Source organism: Pantoea sp. SGAir0180, assembly GCF_043546245.1.
Genome location: NZ_CP028071.1, coordinates 2075710 through 2094379, shown reverse-complemented (window position 1 = coordinate 2094379; position 18670 = coordinate 2075710). Strand labels below are relative to the sequence as shown.

Sequence of the window (18670 nt, the reverse complement as noted above, 5' to 3'; positions counted from 1 at the left end):
GTAGCGGGTCGCTTCGCCTCCCTCTGTTTTACGGTACAATTTTTGCAGCAGGGATTGTCCTGTCTTTACCCGCCCGGATCGTATCGGCAGTAAGGAATAACGACGAGGCAGGACAGATTCAGGCGCTGGCCGTTTCTTTGCCCGTACCGCGGGTGAGATGACAGATGGTTCAGGTTTTCCATTTTGATTCAGACGTTGGCGGTGCTGTAAGTGAAGCGCTGGAAAGGGTGCATCACAGCGGCCTGCGGGTAGCTGAATCCACACAGGGTAAATAATGATGCGGCTCCGTCACATAGAAGTCTTTCAGGCCATCGTACAGACCGGCAGCATCAGCGCAGCCGCGCGCCTGCTCAACGTATCGCAGCCCAATATCAGCCGCGTGCTGAACCATGCAGAACAGCAACTGGGCTTTGCGCTGTTTGAGCGGCGTATCCAGGGCATGAGCGTCACGGCAGAAGGACGAAGGCTGCTGCCAGAGGTGGAAGATCTCTACCAACGCTTACAATCCATCACCCAGCTCACTGAACAACTGCGACGCGGCGAAGGGCAGATCGTCCGTGTCGGTGCGGCTCACGCTTTCGGTCAAATGGTGTTGGCACCGGCATTGGTCACCTGGCGACAACAGGTGCCCTCGGTCAGCGTTGAACTGGTCACGGAACACTTTAGTACCTTATGCCAAATGATCCTGGAGAATCAGCTTGATTTCGCCCTGGTCTTTGGTCAGCAGGTGGATGCAGCGCTGCTGGCGGAACCGCTGTTTCAGTCGTCAATGGTGGCGCTGCTGCCGCCAAATCATCCCCAACATGAGCCCGTTACGCTGGCATGGTTATGCGCGAATAACCTGCTGATGATGCAGACCCAGGATCCGCTTGGGCGCGTCCTGCACCGCGCGCTACGCGATAAAAAGCTGAATCCGGCGGTGTCGTTATCGATTAAAACCTACTCGGTGATTGCGGATATGGTACTGGCAGGCGGCGGTGTGGGCGTGGTGGATCTGTTCACGGCTTGCCGCTATGCCGAACAGCTAAAATTACTCCCCGTCGCACAACCGTTGCCGTTTGAAGTGATGCTGATCAGCCGTCGTGATCAACCCCAGTCCCAGTCCACGCTGCAACTTAAGCAGGTGATTCGCAACAGGCTGTGGGAAATCGCCCGCCAGTGCGAAGCGCAGTTTATTTGTGACTGAGCAAATAAACGGTGGTACGAGCTGCGTTCAGGCCTTTCGCCGCGCCTGAACGGCCCTGGTCGGGCTTTTCAGATGCGCGTTGTGGCTGGCCTGACGACAGGTTGCGCCGTTTTTCCTGCACCGGTTTACGTCATTTCTGATCGGGTAAGGCGACAGAGGGCTTTATGATGGTGCTGTTTAGCCAACCTGTCGCGATTCTGACTCTTCCTTGCAGTTGCCTTCAGATGTCATAAACCTGGCATACAGTTATCCAGTTGCGTTAAGACAACGTCAGCACAACGAAAAAACATTACGTCGTAAAACGCGCTCAACCGAGTGATAGTGATATATGGACGATTTAGAATTAACCCTGGCAAAAATGGCACAGCAACTGAATCAGCACGCTTTGCCCTGGATGGTGATCGGGGGAGCGGCCATGGTGCTTTACGGCCTTGAATAGGGGCCGGTGAACGATATCGATATTGTCCTGCCTTCGCATGCCGCGGCTTTTCTGAGCAAGAAATACGCCTGGCCCAACTATGCTGATGAGACGTCTTTACGGTTCCGCTCCGACTTTTTGCTGCGACCTGAGACTGGTCCGGTGCCGGTTGAACTCCTCGGTGGCTTCCACATTTTGACAGAACAAGGCTGGACTGCTCTCTCAGTAGGCGAAACCGTTACCGTGAGTATCAAATCGCAGCAGGTGTTTTTACCCGTGAAAGCACAACTTGCGGCCATTCTTCGCCTTTGTGGTCGTGAGAAGGACCTCAAGCGTATGACGCGCCTGAGTGGCACTTACGTTTCGTAAGGTAAGGATGCTTCCTGACTGAAGGGCTTTCACATTTCCTCAGGCACTGAGTGTACAAATCAAATGAACAGTTTATTGCTTCGATGATTGCGGCTTTACGCTGACTGCCTGTTTCCTGCTGCAGAATGCTGTAGAGCTTATCAATTAACGTTTTCCGCGTGATTGAATCGGCTTCATAAAACAGGGCTTCGGCTGCCTCACCAACGATAATGTGAGCGGTATGCATTTTATTTTCAGTCACGTATCCTCCCGATGCCGTCAGGCGCATCAACCCTTGCTGAGGCGCGTCACACACAGCGCCCCAGCACGGCCTTGCGTTATGCCTTAAAATGTCTCCCAGTTGGCGTCTGAGGTTTTCACTGAAGCCGGAATGTGCCGACTGCGCGCGATCACCGGAGCGCTGGTCACGGTCATTGAAGAGGGTGCCGGTAACCGAAATACGGCCACGGTTTTTTCGAGTTCCAGCGCCTGATCCTCCAGGCTGCTGGCCGCCGCAGATGACTCCTCAACCAGCGCAGCATTCTGTTGCGTCGTGGTATCCATTTCCGTCATCGCCTGCGCTATCTGGGTAATGCCCCGGTTCTGCTCGTCAGACGCGGCAGCGATTTCGCCCATAATATCTCTGACCTGAGTGACGGATTTGACGATATCTCCCATGGTATTACCGGCACGGTTAACCAGTTCGGTACCGTTGTTTACGCGCTCCAGGGATTCGCGAATGAGTGCCTCAATTTCTTTTGCCGCAACAGAACTGCGCTGTGCCAGGCTACGTACTTCACCTGCTACCACAGCAAAGCCGCGTCCCTGTTCGCCTGCCCGTGCCGCCTCGACCGCGGCATTCAACGCCAGAATGTTCGTCTGGAAAGCAATGCCGTTAATGACAGTGATGATTTCTCCAATTTTGCCCGAGCTCTGACTTATCCCACCCATCGTGGCGATCACGTCGCTGATAATTTCCCCGCCACGGCTGGCGTTATGTGATGCTTCGGTAGCCAACTGGCTGGCATGATGGGCGTTTTCAGCATTCTGTTTTACGGTGGAGGTCAGCTCTTCCATACTGGCAGCGGTCTCTACAACGGCTGCGGACTGCTGTTCTGTTCGTGAGGAAAGGTCAGTATTACCTGCTGCAATTTCAGAGGAGGCGCGTGCTACGCTGTTCACACCGTCCCGGACTTTCGAAATGATAGTGCGCAGACTGTGATTCATGGCACCGACGGCGGTCATCAGTTCGCCCAGTTCATCAGTACGCGAACTGGTTATTTCTGACGTCAGGTCGCCTGCTGAAATGCGTTTTGCTGAAGAAAGCGTCTCTTTCAGGGGAACGGTAATGCTACGGGTCATTCTCCAGGCGACAACAAGGCTAAGAATAATACAGGTAATCGTGGTGAAACCTATCTGCCAGAGGGCGGTATGTATGTACTCTTCAGCCATCTGAGACTGGAAGAAAGCCAAATCTGTCATGGACTGATTAAGTTTGCCTGCGGCGGCCGTCATGTCGTCTGAGGCGTGTTTCTCTGCGTTAACGGCAAGAAGATAGTTGTTCAACAGCACAGGGCCGGACGTTGTTTTTTGCTCCACTTCGGCTAACAAGGTAGTGAATTCTGAAGCGGACGGAACGGACAGCTGGGTCTTAAGCGATGACAGGGTATCCCTGATGCCAGCAAATTTATCCAGCGATGACGAATCTGGCGTTTTAATAAATGCCTGCACATAAAACGCGGCCTGTTCGATCTTCAGGCTCAGCGTGAGCAGTTGAGCAGCGTCAGCAGGAACGGACGTCTGTCGGGCTGCCAGTTTTTCTGACAGCGCGGCCAGTTCCAGGCGGTTCAGTTCATTTAAGGCGAAGACGGTTTTGTCTGTACTCGCAAGAAAAGTCTGCCGTTTCTCCCGATACTGATTCAGGGCAACGCTGAGAACAGAAAGCTTTTCACGCCCGGCCGTGGACCAGGAGTAGTGCTCCAGGCTTTGCCGTAAACCCGAAAGCTGGTTCATTGCCTCGCCATTGATTTCGATAAACTTCGTCTCACGAGTATACTGAAAAAGTGTGCGGTTAAGCCGGGCTTTAGCCAGCGAATCCAGCATTTGTACGGTAATGTCACGTTTGGCAGAGTTCTCTTTGATATTTAAAAAACATTTGAGCGCCAGCGAAGAGATAATCAGTGAGGCAAGAATAACTAACAGAAAACCCAGAACCAGTTTCCCGCCTATCTTTAAATTGTAAAAGCTTTTTATAATTTTCATTTAATTAACTCTGTGTTGAACGTTACCCCGAGTCTTAGGTTTCTCAGGCGGTAATCGTATATCGGCACAAAAGATACATTCGTTATGCTTCTTTTGATTTTTGCCCGTTATTTTTAAATTTATTTGATTTTGATCAACCTAATCACGCCCGTTTTCATTGGATTAAAATCAGGCATTTCATTATTTCAGGCGTTATTATATGAAATCTACTTTATCGTTTAACCAAAGGTTTTTGGGTTGATTAATTAATTAAGACTTTGAATTTTATACATTTAATTTTATTTGCTTTGGTATAAAAAGAGTGTGGGTGATTTTAAGGGTTTCAACAAGAAATGGCGTAAAAGGGGTGCGTTAGTGGAGCAGGCATCCTATTAAACGTATATAAAATCGCCTTGCGTTTCTTGTCTGGTTTGCAAATAAGCGCAATATTGTGTCTGTCATGTTTTCCTCTGATGTTAATTTTAACGAAGCGGCTGTCCTGATATTTTTAGATCTTGTCGGATTCTGACTAAGTAAAAAGAAACCGGTATGTAAATTAGCGTCGTGTCACCGTCTCGTTTGCAACGCTCAGATATCAGTACAATAATTCATTAACGTGGGGGCTGCTGGCGCCTGCAGCTAAAGTAGCCTGGAACTGTTTAGTTAGTTCGCTCCCCGCTATTCAGGTGGGGAATTTTTTATCTCTGCCTGGCATGAACAGCATTATTTATGGCAGACAGTCCGGCATGTCAGGTTGATAACCCCTCTGACCATTCATGTCTGATGAAATCACTGAAGCGAGCGTCGGGTGACGGGCAGGATGACAGGCTTAGTGCTGCTGCACAGAACAGTGAGCCCCATTAATACAGTCATCGTAACCCGCCTGAAGGGCGGCTTTTCGCCAGTTCTGCTTTTGCCTCTGACGCGTCAATCATCAGGGAAGCGACAAAAAATATTCAGCCATTCTGCTTCCTGCGTTAGGTCCTTAAGCAAGCAGGCCTACAGATAGGGGTCGTCAGAATGCCTGACTACACCTTAAAACTGGATAATTTATGAAAATTCATCATCTCAACTGTGGATGTATGTGCCCCGTAGGTGGAGCGCTGTTTGACGGTTTCAGTAAAGGTCTGTATGCGCATCTGGTGTGCCATTGTCTGCTGATAGAAACAGACCGGCACGGCCTTGTACTGGTTGATACCGGTTTTGGACGGGAGGATATGCGCCAGCCAGAAAAACGCCTTTCTGGCTTTTTTCGACTGCTGAACAATATTCAACGACGTGAAGATCTTACCGCACGTTCTCGCATTGAGGCGCTGGGGTTTGACGCTATAGATGTCCGTCACATCGTTCTTACTCATCTCGATTTTGACCATGCAGGCGGGCTCACTGATTTTCCTGGTGCGCAGATACATCTGCTGCAAACCGAAATCGATACGTCACAGCAACGGCACAGCTGGCTGGCCCGTGAGCGCTATCGACCGGGGCAATGGACAGGCGTTTCCGGCTGGACGGGCTATCAGGTTCAGGGAGAGCGGTGGTACGGCTTCGATGCCGTAACATCTCTGACAGGGCTTCCCGCTGATATTCTGCTTGTGCCACTGCCCGGTCATACACAAGGGCATGCAGGCATTGCAGTTCGCGGGGCGGAAGGATGGCTGCTTCATGGCGGGGACGCCTGGTTCTATCGGGAAGAAATGGCACTGCATAAACCCCACTGTACGCCAGGGCTACGTTTCTATCAGTGGATGATGGCAATGGATAATAAAACCAGACGGGATACGCAACGGCAGCTTCGTGCGGTGTTAAGTCACTATCATCAGGAAATTACCTTCTTTTGCAGCCACGATGCAAAACAATTGCGGGCCCTGAATCCTGATGCGGAAATGGGTTAATCTTTGCCGATCTCCTTCGACGTTTTCAGCACAGTGACCGGGAATAATGGCGCAAAATCCCCTTCGCTTAGCGTGCCTTTACCGCTCTCATTTCATCTCTGTCACGGAAAGCAGCACCTGTACAGGGATGCGGCCATGGCGTTTGTTATGCCACTGAATCAGCCTGGGTCAGGGCCGAAAGTCTGCCAGACTCTCATCATCATCCTCAGAATAATAGTAAAAGCACGTTTTGCAAAAGAAAACGAGCGTTTCCCAAAATACACCTGTACAGCGGACCATCAAGTCTATAACTTTACCCACAAGTAATAGTAAACCCATTAAACATTTTCCCAGAGCCAACATTGTACAAAAACTCGTCCAAATCCGACGCCATGAGCGCCATTGCCCGCTACTTCGACAGTGCGTCACTGCCCACTCAGCAGGAAACGCTGGGGAGCATCGCGTCAGAAATTCTTCGCGCAGGAAAAAGCCTGAACCGCACGGCCATATGCAGCAAACTTGTCCGCCGCCTGGAGCTGGCAGGAAGTGCAGAAGAAGAGCAGCACTACCGTGAACTCCTGGGTCTTTTGTTCGGTCGTAAATCCGGGAACTGATCCCCCACGACTGCCAGGCTGAATCCCGATACTCGTCTTTCCCCTCGTTTCCCTGACGTTCACCCCTTTTGCCGCTGCATGATTCCGGCGGCATAACCTTACGCCATTATTACGCACGCGCTCAGCGCCGGGGTCAGGGGATGTTCAGGGGAACGTTGCAACGTGTGCGGTGGGTAACGTCAGAAAGGGCCGCGCTGATTATCATGCCTGAAAGTCAGGCATCTACATGCTGACGCCACAGTTAACCTTCTGCGTCCGACGAAGCGTTCCTGTTACTTCTGACGTAATTCACTGTTACCCGGCTCGAAGTAAGGGGTAATCAGCATATGGGGAATAGCGAGTGAAGCGAGCGCAGCAAACAGCGATTTTATGTCTGCGTCACTGGAGGGATACATCATACAGGTTGTCGCGACCGCCAGCAGAATGGCCGCTGCCAGCACCGGCCAGGTCGCATAAAGGTAGCCGGTGTAATGCGTATAACCCAACTGAATACGACGTAACCGGGTTTGTGGCAGGGCATGCAAAATTAAAAAACCCATGGAAAAGCCGACAAAAGGGGGAAGGAGCAGTAACGCCAGCGTCCCGGTAATGAGCCGCACATCGTGACGCCTCAAGCCGGTGATCATCAGGCTAATGGCACAAAGTGCGCCCGCAATCGCCATGCATAACGTCACAGAACCGAGCAGAGCGGGTGCCAGTCCTGCCTGGTGAAGAATGATGTTGTATTCTTGCAGGTGGAAGAGGGCGGGCGTCGCTATCATGCTGACGCCTCTGGCCAGGCGTTCTGTCATCCTTCCCTTTGGCGCATCCTCAAGGGCAAAATGCAGCGCAGATGCCAGCAAGAAACCGGGTAATGCCAGTGCCGGCGAGCAGTGCCACCAGAACAGGCAAAGCAGGATGATCACGCCGTAAGCAGCCAGGAACGGCAACTTACGCCCGCGTTTTACTACGGCCAGATCGCTGGCACCGTGTGCCATGCCAATAACACCTATTGCGACAATGGCAAATATTAACTGCACGGACAGCGGACTGAAAGAGGCAGCCAGCGCTGCCCCCCAAAGTCCTGTCCAGCCGGCACTCTGCCGCAGAGTCATACCCGCACAGCACCATCAAATGTGGTATGGCGCAGCGCTTTTTCAAGACTGGATGCAGCGTAAAAGGCGTAAAACACCTTGGCGATGATATCAAGAACCAGGAATGCCCATACGGACGCAGGATCGGTGATGATTTTTAACCCTTCCGGACCGACAAGGAAAACGATAGGGTAGATGAACCAGACCACCGTCAGTAATGCGACGTTTTTGTTGTAAGCGTCCGCTATCGCCCTGCCGCGCTCCGCGGCAATCGTCCGCAGCGGCCCCCACAGGAGGTAAACCACGCCAAGAAACGCAGCACATGACCAGAGATACCAGACCCATTTTGCGGCGAACGTTGCCGCCAGCGAAGAGACCAGACCGGTGATAATCATCATCACATCCAGAATGATGATGGCTGTTAAAAAGCCGCCCATTTCACCCGGTTTACTCTGCTCGTGAAAGGCAACCATAACAAGCCCTGCCAGTAAAACAGGCGTGGTGACGGACCAGTCTGCGTAGCGGGCCAGATAAACGATGCTGCCACTCTCTGTGGCCAGATTTCCGAAACCAAAGGCCATGGCCAGATAAGCGGTGGCAGCAATAAAAGGGACCGAGGCATGCATTAACGTATGATGTCGGAAGGGGAAGGTTTTTTTGCCGGTGGCATAAATCGCCAGTGACGCAATTGCCATGACCGAAAACCCGATCAAAAATGCGGTTTGATCCATAATACTGTCTCCTTGCACAGACGACTTTACAGGGCCGTTTGCGCTGCCATAAATTGAAATGAGTTTTATATTCCGAATGAGAATATGCCTGAAGTATATGGCACCCTGTTCAAAGCGCGAGTGACTGAAGCGTATTTCAAAAATGGCTGGAGAAACAGGGTGAATAAATGCTTTTATATTCGGCACTGGCCAGGCGAGAAATGTAAAGAGCTGTTTCACCGGTTTTCACTTTTAACAGTTTGCGTCCATCAATAAAAGATTTCCAGGTGTTTTTTGCCTTTATTATTAAGGGGTTATTTGTAATTTGTGATTTTGGGGAAAAGGAGGATAAATAACCCGAAAGGAACAGAATTATATTTTTCGCTAGAGAAAATAGAATGGTGTACTAAGCGCGGGATAAGATTTTCAGAGGGCGTTAACCTGCCGCTATTAAAGAGCTTCTCGTATAATCACTGTTAGTGACTATATGGCTGACGCAATCCCCTTTCTCTGTGACGGAATACGCTGGCATTACATTGCTGTTAAGTCAGTCAGCTCACTATTACAATAAGCTGCATTTCATCTCAGAGAGAGCGGTAAAAGCGATTATGCGGCGTTACCCTGTGGAGGGATTATCCAGAATAACTCGCCCGGCATGACTAAATGTTTTTTTCAGAACAAAGCGAACAGGTCTGGAAAGCGGTTCGTCTTCATTTTGCCTGAATAAAACCGCGTTAATGATCGCGACATTATCTCAAGTGACGAGTTAAAGGGGAAACCGCCCGCGTTATGCAACATGCTCTTCGAAACACGATCACGTCAGTAACCCGAGTTTTGACCTGCACCATATAACCGCATCTGCAGATAAGCCGCTTGCCGGAACACTAAATTAATCTTGAGGGCCTGGGCTTCAGTTAACGGGAGTGACACTTTATGACGACGCCAACACCTCAGGCTGTAGTCGAAACCTTCTTTCATCGTATCGCCACCTCAGAGTCGGTAAGCGAGATCGCGGAACTGGTCAGTGAAAAGGTAGACTGGTTCATCGCTGGTAATACGCAGGTGGTTCCCTGGATTGGGCGCAAATGTGGCAGAACGGGTGTGGCAGAATTCTACGCACAAATCCGGGAGCAGACGACGTCCGAAAAATTCGATCTTAACGATATGCTTATCAATGGTAACCATGTTGTTGCTACGGGGGAACTTGCCACGCGTGTCAAAAAAACCGGTAAGTTAATTGAGACTGAGTTTGTCCTTGATATGTACATCGAACAGGGACTTATTACGCGTTTCCGCATGTTTGAGGACAGCTATGCCGTGTCCGAAGCCTGTCTGTGAGTGGGAAGCCTCAGCCAGGACAATGAGCGCTGTGCGGCGCAATCCGCATGTACAAGGCGGGTAAAACGAAAGCAAGAAGCCCCGCGGCATTGGCGGGGCTTCTTGCTTTTACAGTGACGGATGTGCGCCTTTCATCGGGCTTACGGCTTCCAGTAGGGAAGCAATGTGAAGAATGACATGCTCATCGTGCCATTTGCCGACAATCTGTACGTTGATCGGTAATCCGTCACGGCTCTTACCGAACGGCAGCGCGACGCCAGGCAGGCCGGTGATATTCAGCGGCACCGTCGCACCCTGCAGATAAGTGGCGTCAACGTCCTGACCGTCAATCACAAATCTGTCTACGCCATGTTTATGCGCCGTAATGGGGAGGACATGCGTGATAAGCGCATCGTAACGTGAAAAGTATGCTGCAAAGCCATCCCGTAACCTTTCGGCGGCCTGCTCCGCATCAATAAAATCCGTCATCGAGCTATCTGGCAGAGACAGCATGGTTTTTGCCATTTTGTAGAGTTCATCAGGGTGGCGACCTGCCGTTGCCGCCGCAAAGGCAGGCTTCATCTCCATAACGTGAAGGCGGTTAAACACGTCCAGCGCAAAGTCCTGTTCCAGAGCAGGGATGCCGACATGTTCAACCTCAACGCCAGGGGCTTTTAACGCTTCCGCGGCCGTCTTCACCACGGCGGCCACTTCCGGGTCTACCGGGCCAAAACCCGGACCGGTCATCCAGCCAATACGCAGCGAACGTGATGCTACCGGCGGTAGCCCGTTAGCATGGACTCGCGCGGTGCTTGAGAATGCATCATGACCGTCCGGTCCGGAAAGCTGAGAGAAGGCCAGCGCAATATCGCGAACTGAGCGGGCCATTGGACCAACATGCCAGAAGCGGCGGGGCGCGCGCGGCCAGATGCCCGTCATCGGCACACTGCCGTGCGTGGCTTTCATCGACGTGATGCCGGTCTGGGCGGCGGGTCCTCGTACAGAAATGGCCAGATCTGTTCCCAGTCCCAGCGGAGACATTCCTGCGGCAATCGCGGCAGATTCACCGCCGCTGGAGCCGCCGGGCGTCCGGGTCAGGTCCCAGGGATTATTTGACCGGCCGGACAGCAGATTATCGCTCTCGATCCAGTATGAAAATTCCGGCAGGTTCGTCTTAGCCAGCAGGATACCGCCTGCTTTTTTAAGCCGTGCCACGCTGGTCGCGTCTTCATCAGGAAGTCGGCCTTCAAAAATGGGCGAACCACGCTGGGTCAGTACACCAGCCGTATCAATGGAATCCTTTACGGTGAAGGGAACACCATGAAGAGGGCCAAGTTTCTCTCCCTTCATCACGGCGGCTTCAGCGATGGCCGCCTGTTTCAGAGCGTCATCTGCCAGCGTGACGACAGCGTTAACGTCCGGATTCGTGGTAGCAATGCGATCAAGATGTGCCTGCATCACTTCAACCGGCGAAATATCGCGGTTGCGGATCAGGCTGGCCAGATGAGTTGCGTCGGAATAATAAATGTCTTTGCTCATGATTAATCCTCGTTGAAAAAAACTACCTAACGATTGGTAGTTGAATTGTGGGCGCGAAAAATCGCACTGTCAATACCTACCTAACAAATGTTAGAATTGTTTTTCAGGTTTCCGGAGGAGCAGGGCAATGAGCAAAACATCACGCGACGAGATCCTCAACGCCGCCAGGCTGGCGGCACAGGCGCATGGTTATACAGGATTAAATATTCGTGGACTGGCCGACGAGGTGGGGATTAAAGCAGCCAGTATTTATTATCATTTTCCCAGTAAGGCTGAACTGGGCACGGCAGTGGCCCAGCGTTACTGGGAGGACACGGCACGAGACCTGGCGGCATTACGGGAAACGGAGGGCGATGCGATAAACAGCCTGGGCCGCTATCCGCAGATATTTCGCCGTTCGCTGGAAAGTGGTAACCGGCTCTGTATGGGAAGTTTTATGTCGGCTGAGTACGATGACTTGCCAGAACCGGTCAAGCTTGAGGTGCAAAAGTTTGCGGACGTCAACATCGACTGGCTGGAAACACAGCTTCTGGAAGCGGGGATTACATCGTTAGAAGACAGCAGAATCCGTGCCGGTGCGATTTTTTCTGCCATCGCCGGCGCGCAGCTGATGGCCAGAAGTCGAAACACTATTCAGCTTTTTGATGAACTCATTGAAGGATACAGGCTGGCTGGTCTTTTACCCGCCGCCCGGTGCTGAGTTCTGAGAGAGTGCACAGCACCGGATGGACGGCGGGCAGGTCTGTCAACCGAAGCATGTGATGGGGCAACAGACGAGGAACTGAATGTTGCGGTAACCTTCGCGATGAAGGCCTGGGACGCCAGTCGGTTGTAGCGTGTTAATTAGCGAGAACGTGAGGTTGTTGACATTCGCTTCTGGTAAAGAGCGGACTGACATGGAGCTTAAATCCGCCATGAGCGATCTGCGGACATTCAGGATATCCGATCAACGGCCAGAAATTTAGAGCTCATCGCCAAAAATGAGGCTTCTCTCCTCAGGTAATTCATTTCCGGGAACGCGGAACTTGCCCCCAATAAATTGAGGGTTGGATCTGAGCGGCCTGTTTTATTCTTTTGGAAATATCCTTCTTCAGAAGGCTTATATTGTACTGCACAACCCCGTGCTTACCCTTCTCAATGAGTGGATTCCTTCCTTGATGCTCTCATCTGATCTGCACCTTGCTTCATGAACCTTTTTTGAAAATTGCCGATAAAACATATACCGCAAACAAATTATGCGGCTCCGTACACATTGCTCATCTTCCCCTCAGTGGAAGTCTTTTTCGTCAGCGCCATGCATTAATGCTGACGCCCTAACCTAGGAATAAATATGAATAACATAAGAATCGGAGTTCGTCTCGGTATCACCTTCGGCTTTATGGCTCTCCTTGTCATGTTTATGGTGCTCATCGGCATCATAAAAATTAACGCTCTCGGGAATGCCAACGATGACATATCAGGGAGTCTTTACACCAAAGCCTCCACTTCTCTGTCAATCCGTTACTACACATCAGACATGAGCCGGCTTGCGCGTAATGCGATTCTCCTTAAAGACGCTCCAAAAAGGGAAAAAGCTATAAGCGATTACCGCGACGAAAGACGCGAGGTTGACAGGTTAATCAGCCTTATCGGCACGTAGGTGAACACCCCCCAGGGAAACGAAATCTTTATCCGGCTCAAAGCCCGTGCAGAACTTTTTCTGCCTTTCATTGATGAGGTTGTGGCACTTGCCCAACAGGGAAAAAGCGATGATGCCACCCAACTCCTGTTTGGCCCCCGTTACCAGACTCAGGGAGACTTTATGGCGTCGCTGAAAGAGATGCAGACCTTCCAGGAGACCCGAATGAGCTCTGCCGCTGCGCAGGCTCGCGCCGACCGTTCTGGTGCACTGATGATGCTGGTTGTTGCCGGTTTGGTTGCGCTGTTACTGGCCGCGATATCCGCTTGGGTTATCACCCGGAGTATCACGCGGCCGCTCAGTGTGGCCGTTGAGGCCGCCCGCCGGGTGGCCCGCGGTGACCTGACTGGTAGCGTCAGTGCAGACCGTAAAGACGAAACGGGCATACTGCTGTCTGCCATCAGTGACATGCAGGCCTCGCTGATTAACACGGTCAGCCTCGTGAGAAGCAATGCAGAAAGTGTGGCATCCGCCAGTACCCAGATTGCCCAGGGTAACTCAGACCTGTCACAGCGTACCGAGGAGCAGGCCAGCGCCCTTGAACAAACATCAGCAACCATGACGCAGCTCGGCGTGACGGTGAAGAATAACGCAGATAATGCCCGTCAGGCAGGCCAGCTTGCAGTAAGCGTTCGGGATGTTGCAAATAAAGGCAGCGAGGCCACCACGGCCATTACCGGCACCATGAAATCCATCAGCGAAAGCTCCGGCCGTATTGCCGAGATTACTGCCGTGATTGACGGAATCGCATTCCAGACGAATATCCTTGCGCTCAACGCCGCCGTGGAAGCGGCCCGTGCCGGCGAGCACGGACGGGGATTTGCTGTCGTGGCAAGCTAAGTCAGGTCGCTGGCACAGAGAAGCGCTTCGGCTGCGGGTGAGATTCGGCAGCTGATTGCAGCCAATGCTGACACTGTGGGACAGGGTAATGCACTGGTGATTCACGCGTCTGAAACGATGTCAGGAATTCTCTCCGCCGTAGGTAAGCTCACGGACACTGTTGAAGAAATCAACTCCGCCAGTGCCGAACAGGCCCGCGGGATTGAGCAGGTAGGCATTGCCGTTACGGAGATGGACACGACGACACAGCAGAATGCTGCACTGGTTGAAGAGTCGGCCTCCGCTGCATCAAGCCTCAGGGAGCAGGCGGAACGGCTTCTGCAGGCTGTGTCTGTGTTCAGTCTGAGTGGCCCTTCTGAGCCTTCCGTTGATCGTGTGCCCGCCACGGTTGTAAGGCCGGGTTTTAAAACCGCAACTGTAAAAAACCGCGCAGAAGACGAAGACGGAAGCTGGACGCATTTCTGATCGGTGCACAACGCCTGCTGCTGACGTTATGCATTTAAGACTGAATGTTTCCGATAAAATAGTTAAATTTCTCCGGCTCGCCGGAGAAATGTCGGAGGCATAAAGGTGTTAACCAGACTAAATTACAAGTGATTAATGCACTCAGATACCAGCTTAGTCTGCTTCTGGCACAAAGCGGACATGTTCATCAGGAAAATCTGCAAAAACTGAAATGCGGGCATGGACTGACCCCACACCTGTAGACAAATTCTGTCCTCACGACGAGGCCTGTTCAAAGGCCTCCGGACTGACGCCGCCGAGGTGGCTGTGGCGCCGGGCCCGGTTGTAGAACACTTCAATGTAATCGAAGATATCCGCCCGGGCCAGATCCCGGGTTTTGTATATTCTCTTCCTGCCTTTAAGACTGAAAAGTAGTGCTTACCGCCTTTCCTTTCGCTGCTCAGCCCGGTTTAACGCTGGCTCAGAAACAGCCATGGGCTTTCCCCGGATTTCAGGTCTGGTACAGTCAGAATGAACATTCTTTAATCGCTGCCGATAGTAATAATTCCGTCATATAAAAAGCGGAAATGTGCTACATCGTCCTTCTGCAGCGCAGGAGAGCTTCTGTATCAGCACTGACGCCTCAATACATCAGTGCTGATACCCTACATCAGGGAACCTTTATGAATAATATAAAAATAGGTATAAGACTCAGTGCGGCCTTCGGCTTTATGGCATTACTTGTGATTATCATGGTGCTGATTGGCGTCCTTAAGATTAACTCGCTCGGCAGTGCGAACGATGAAATTTCAGGCAGCCTTTACAGTAAGTCCTCCGCCTCCCAGTCTCTGCGCTATCTCACATCAGACATGAGTCGCCTCGCCCGCAATGCAATTCTCCTCAGGGACGAGTCTCAGAGAGAGAAAGCCATCAGCGACTACCGCAGCGAAAGGCATGAGCTTGACAGCCTGCTCGAGCTGCTCCGGAAACAGGTGAGCTCACCCACAGGGCTGGAAATCTTTAAGCGTCTCACGGACCGGGCAGACCTCTTTTTACCTTTCCTTGATGAAGTTGTGGCCCTCGCGAAAAACGGTAAGAACGACGAAGCCACGCAGCTGCTTTTCGGTCCGCGCTATCAGAGCCAGGGGGAATTCATGGCCTCCCTGAAACAACTGCAGGACCACCAGGAAGCGCGGATGATTACCGCTGCTGCACAGGCGCGCGCAGACCGTTCGTCAGCACTGATGATACTCATTACCGCAGGTATTGTTGCAGTACTGCTCGCTGCCATATCCGCACTGTTCATTACCCGGAGTATCACGCGGCCGCTTACGGAGGCTGTTCAGGCTGCACGCCGCGTGGCCCTGGGTGACCTGAGTGGCGCGGTGCATGCTGGTCATAAAGATGAGACAGGGGTACTGCTGTCAGCCATTCGTGACATGCAGGATTCGCTGATTAACACCGTCAGCCAGGTAAGAAGCAATGCGGAAAGTGTTGCATCGGCCAGCAACCAGATTGCGCAGGGGAACGCTGACCTCTCACAACGAACTGAAGAGCAGGCCAGTGCGCTGGAGCAGACAGCGGCAACCATGACGCAGCTGGGTATGACCGTCAGGAACAATGCGGAAAACGCACGGCAGGCGGGACAACTGGCAGTGGGCGTACGCGATGTGGCAAATAAAGGCAGTGATGCCACCGGCGCTATTACCGGGACCATGAAGACCATCAGCGAAAGCTCCGGCCGTATTGCCGAGATTACCGCCGTGATTGACGGAATCGCATTCCAGACGAATATCCTTGCGCTCAACGCCGCGGTTGAGGCAGCAAGGGCGGGTGAACACGGCCGGGGTTTTGCCGTGGTGGCCAGTGAGGTCAGGTCTCTGGCGCAGCGCAGCGCAACAGCTGCCGGTGAAATACGTCAGCTTATTGAGGCAAATGCGCACAGCGTCGAAGAAGGTAACAAACTGGTGTTACACGCTTCTGAAACAATGTCAGGCATCCTCTCTGCGGTCGGAAAGCTGACTGACACCGTGGAGGAAATCACCTCCTCAAGCGCCGAACAGGCCCGTGGTATTGAACAGGTAGGCATTGCGGTAACGGAGATGGACAGCACCACGCAACAGAATGCCTCGCTGGTCGAGGAATCTGCCTCAGCGGCTGCGAGCCTTAAAGATCAGGCCGAACGGCTTCTCCAGGCCGTATCCGTTTTCAGTCTGGGTAATCAGGTCATTAGGTCTTCTGTTAATGCGGCTTATGAACCCGTAGGGCAGAAATTCAGTACGCCGGAAACAGGCACTGGCGTAACGAACAGGGACGAAGGCTGGAAGCATTTCTGATCGGAGTACCGCGCTGCTGACTGGCGCGGTACGACGTAAAAATCCTGCAGTAAGTCTCGTCAGTGTTGGTTTATGAAACAAGTTTCTGGTCTTCATCAGACAGTGTCCGCTTTGAGCGATAAGCGGACGTCGAATTATGACGATACTGTAGTTCTGCTGTCTGAATTTCCAGCGGACTGGCGAAACGGGAAATATCAAGAAAAACCAACCGACATTACTGACTGATGGTGTATCAATTCTTAGGGGGCAGATCACGGTGATTCTGCAATAGAGACATAATCCTTTCCTTTTTTAAGGAGTAACTGGGAGAACAGGATTCAGATCTGATACGGGGTTGTTGCCCGGCGAAGCAAAATATATTTTAAACGTTCGCTTCTGACGTCGTGCGGACTCACACAGGTGAATGCACAAAGGGCAGGACTTATCTGAATTAAACCCGGTTCAAAGGGGATAGTGATGCTCATCTTAAAGAGAAGAACTCACCTTATCGAAAGCACAAAGCCTTTATGAGAGCGCTTTTAATCCTGGCCCTGAGTTGATGTGCCTGATCACTATCACCATTTGATTGCTACCCGTTAGCAACATATTCTTACTGTCTTTAATAACCCGTATTATCAAACTGACATATAAGCATTCTTGAATAACAGAGGCGCATCGGAGCCTGACGCTGAGAGCGTGCCTACTGTGTTTCTGAAGGTTTTATGATGATGTTTCTGGATTCGCTGAGCGCTGTCAGAGCCATCAGCATTCTGTTTACTTTAGCTGAGAGGAATCGTTATGCCTGTATCTGTCATGAAATCTGCCGTTAAAACCGCAGCGTTAGCCGCAGTCTTACTGGCTGGCCTGCAGGGCGCTACGTTTGCAAAAGAGCTGCCTTCCCGCGCGATGCCTGGGCTCGATTCAGTCAAAGATACGTCTGCTCAAAAAACCGATGTCTCGACCAGTGAAAGCGCGGTTAAACTGGCTGCGTGGCATCACCATCTGGAAATTAACCCAGGTTGTAATGATCCTTCTTCAGGTCTGGGTTGTACTGACGATGACAACGCATAACGCATAAAATCTGCAGGCACCCTTTACCATTGTGGTGTCTGCACCCTTTAAAAAAATTCAGCCTGCTTTACCCTGCGTTCATCTCATCGCATCAACTGCGCCTTTGTCAGTTCATGGAGGATTTTTGCGTGTTCAAACAAATTCAGGATGTCAGCTGACCGTACCGACAATGCGTTTTCATACTCCAGGGGGATTACCACGCTTTCGACCTGGCGGACAGTAGCAATCACTGTGAGCCTGCAAAGCGGCTGCCTGCACTTGATGATTTCGTTTGTGATGCGTCAGGTTACCGACCGGCTGACCGAGCCGACCTGTGAGTGGCTTGTAGCAGACACATGCGTTTGAATGCCAGCATTCCCTCTGATTTCTTCGCCTTTTACCACGGCTTTAACGTAACCCTTTCTCAATCCTGTATGCAGTATTTCCCTGTCCGAAAACAGCGAGCAGTTCCCGTCAATAAAAAGGTACTGTCATTCTGACCAACACGGGAGGCGAAAATGAACTACAAAATTTCGGGGCTTGATGCGGGACAGTTCGTCCATCTTTTTGGCCAGGACGAACACTATTTAACTTTCCACGGTGCTGTAAGAGTCAAGGTCGAGAGTTGCCCGGGGTATCCCGACAGAATCTCGCTGCGCGATATTCCTGCCGGTGAAACAGCGATTCTGATCAACCATACCTATCAGCTCGCAAATACACCTTACCATGGCTCTCATGCCATCTATTTGTGGGAGGGATGTACGGAGCAGGGCATATATCTCAATAACATACCGGAAGTGATGAGCCACAGACTTCTTTCCCTCAGAGCCTATAGTGAAAACCATCTCATGGTAAAAGCTGAAATCTGTCAGGGCGATGCAGCGGAACAATGGCTGAATCATTTTTTCGACGATCCTGCCGTAAGTTATATTCATTTCCACTACGCAAAACGGGGATGTTTCGCCTGTCTTGCCGAACGTGTTCTGTAAATGAGCATGCCGTTTGGGATCGGTCAGGAAAAACCAG

The 18670-nt window shown here is 51.7% G+C and carries 13 protein-coding genes and 2 pseudogenes; 10 read left to right on the top strand and 5 right to left on the bottom strand.

The features are described 5' to 3' along the window. Positions 1–277: 277 nt before the first annotated feature. Both C1N58_RS09745 and C1N58_RS09740 read left to right on the top strand, forming a co-directional pair. Positions 278–1186: a LysR family transcriptional regulator gene (locus C1N58_RS09745; protein ID WP_032413424.1), complete on the top strand. Its 909-nt coding sequence runs from the start codon at positions 278–280 to the stop codon at positions 1184–1186. 445 nt (positions 1187–1631) lie between these two features. After that, positions 1632–1973, top strand: coding sequence for a hypothetical protein (locus C1N58_RS09740; RefSeq protein ID WP_394549639.1), 342 nt, complete (start codon positions 1632–1634; stop codon positions 1971–1973). A 324-nt stretch (positions 1974–2297) separates the two neighbouring features. Here the strand turns inward: C1N58_RS09740 and C1N58_RS09735 are convergent, their stop codons facing one another. Then, positions 2298–4214 (bottom strand): methyl-accepting chemotaxis protein, encoded by a 1917-nt coding sequence (locus C1N58_RS09735; protein ID WP_394549638.1) that lies wholly within the window; start codon positions 4212–4214, stop codon positions 2298–2300. A gap of 1031 nt (positions 4215–5245) precedes the next feature. Here C1N58_RS09735 and C1N58_RS09730 point away from each other — a divergent pair. Further along, entirely contained in the window at positions 5246–6085 is an 840-nt protein-coding gene (locus tag C1N58_RS09730; protein WP_394564840.1) for an MBL fold metallo-hydrolase, read from the top strand. 341 nt (positions 6086–6426) lie between these two features. Continuing rightward, a complete protein-coding gene (ycgZ, locus tag C1N58_RS09725; protein ID WP_155489659.1) occupies positions 6427–6678 on the top strand; it encodes a regulatory protein YcgZ in 252 nt (83 codons plus the stop codon). Between the two features lie 272 nt (positions 6679–6950). On the opposite strand, the gene C1N58_RS09720 is transcribed toward ycgZ, so the two are convergent. Together C1N58_RS09720 and C1N58_RS09715 are read right to left on the bottom strand one after the other, a co-directional pair. Continuing rightward, positions 6951–7772 (bottom strand): Brp/Blh family beta-carotene 15,15'-dioxygenase, encoded by an 822-nt coding sequence (locus C1N58_RS09720; RefSeq protein ID WP_394564839.1) that lies wholly within the window; start codon positions 7770–7772, stop codon positions 6951–6953. After that, on the bottom strand, positions 7769–8482 hold the full coding sequence (locus C1N58_RS09715; protein ID WP_054634118.1) for a bacteriorhodopsin: 714 nt from the start codon (positions 8480–8482) through the stop codon (positions 7769–7771). The genes C1N58_RS09720 and C1N58_RS09715 overlap by 4 nt, the downstream gene beginning before the upstream one ends. 912 nt (positions 8483–9394) lie before the next feature. Between C1N58_RS09715 and C1N58_RS09710 the strand changes: the two genes are divergently transcribed. Next, the gene (locus tag C1N58_RS09710; RefSeq protein WP_054634117.1) at positions 9395–9799 is read left to right on the top strand and encodes a nuclear transport factor 2 family protein; all 405 of its coding nucleotides are present in this window, start codon (positions 9395–9397) and stop codon (positions 9797–9799) included. A gap of 108 nt (positions 9800–9907) precedes the next feature. On the opposite strand, the gene C1N58_RS09705 is transcribed toward C1N58_RS09710, so the two are convergent. Further along, positions 9908–11317: an amidase gene (locus C1N58_RS09705; RefSeq protein WP_054634116.1), complete on the bottom strand. Its 1410-nt coding sequence runs from the start codon at positions 11315–11317 to the stop codon at positions 9908–9910. A gap of 127 nt (positions 11318–11444) precedes the next feature. On the opposite strand from C1N58_RS09705, the gene C1N58_RS09700 reads away from it, so the two are divergent. After that, positions 11445–12017 (top strand): TetR/AcrR family transcriptional regulator, encoded by a 573-nt coding sequence (locus tag C1N58_RS09700; RefSeq protein WP_394564838.1) that lies wholly within the window; start codon positions 11445–11447, stop codon positions 12015–12017. Between the two features lie 630 nt (positions 12018–12647). Further along, positions 12648–14300: pseudogene (locus C1N58_RS09695) on the top strand (methyl-accepting chemotaxis protein). 255 nt (positions 14301–14555) lie between these two features. On the opposite strand, the pseudogene C1N58_RS09690 reads toward C1N58_RS09695, so the two are convergent. Next, positions 14556–14693: pseudogene (locus C1N58_RS09690) on the bottom strand (IS3 family transposase); the annotation flags it as partial. 269 nt (positions 14694–14962) lie between these two features. Between C1N58_RS09690 and C1N58_RS09685 the strand changes: the two are divergent. From C1N58_RS09685 to C1N58_RS09675, 3 genes are all read left to right on the top strand, one after another. After that, a complete protein-coding gene (locus C1N58_RS09685; protein WP_394551154.1) occupies positions 14963–16615 on the top strand; it encodes a methyl-accepting chemotaxis protein in 1653 nt (550 codons plus the stop codon). A gap of 777 nt (positions 16616–17392) precedes the next feature. Further along, positions 17393–17665: a hypothetical protein gene (locus C1N58_RS09680; RefSeq protein ID WP_394549601.1), complete on the top strand. Its 273-nt coding sequence runs from the start codon at positions 17393–17395 to the stop codon at positions 17663–17665. 497 nt (positions 17666–18162) lie between these two features. Further along, positions 18163–18633: a DUF1203 domain-containing protein gene (locus C1N58_RS09675; RefSeq protein WP_394514788.1), complete on the top strand. Its 471-nt coding sequence runs from the start codon at positions 18163–18165 to the stop codon at positions 18631–18633. Positions 18634–18670 lie beyond the last annotated feature (37 nt).